Genomic DNA, 617 nt, shown 5'->3' on the forward strand with positions numbered 1-617 from the left:
GGCCGTTGCGGTTCGGCTATGACCCCGCCGGGCAGATGATCGGCTGGATGGATCGCAACGGCACCAGCTACGCCTACACCTATGACGGGGCCGGTCGGGTGGTGCGGACCGCGGGTTCGGCCGGCTGTCTGGATGGGACGATCGTCTACGACCCTGATCGTCACATGACGGTGGAGACCAACTCGCTGGGCCACACCATCGAGTACCAGTTCACCGACACAATGCAGCTGCGCCGGCAGGTCGACCCGCTCGGCGGTGTCACCGGCTACGAGTGGGATCGGTATGACCGCAAGCTGGCCGAAACCGACCCGTTGGGCCGCACGGTGCGGTATCGCTACGACGCCGATGGCAACCTGACGGAGCTCATCCGGCCGGACGGCAGCCGGGCAACAGTGGAATGGAATGCGCTGCGGTCGCCGGTGGTGGTCGTCGAGCCCGATGGCACCCGGTGGGAACGTTCCTACGATGAGCGGGGGAACCTGACGGCGGTGGTTGATCCGGTCGGTGCGCGGACCGTATTCGGCTATGACGACCGCGGCCGGCTCGCATCCGTCACCGATGCGTTGGGCCAGACCCGGCGGGTGGTCACGGATGCCGCGGGTCTGCCGGTCGCGGTG

1 pseudogene is annotated in these 617 nt (G+C 67.7%); it reads left to right on the plus strand.

Going from position 1 to position 617, the window contains the following annotated elements:
- Positions 1 to 617 (plus strand): annotated as a pseudogene (locus U9978_RS23745) (type IV secretion protein Rhs); the annotation flags it as partial.

Source organism: Protofrankia sp. Cr2, from assembly GCF_963555885.1.
In the GTDB taxonomy this organism is placed as follows: domain Bacteria; phylum Actinomycetota; class Actinomycetes; order Frankiales; family Frankiaceae; genus Protofrankia.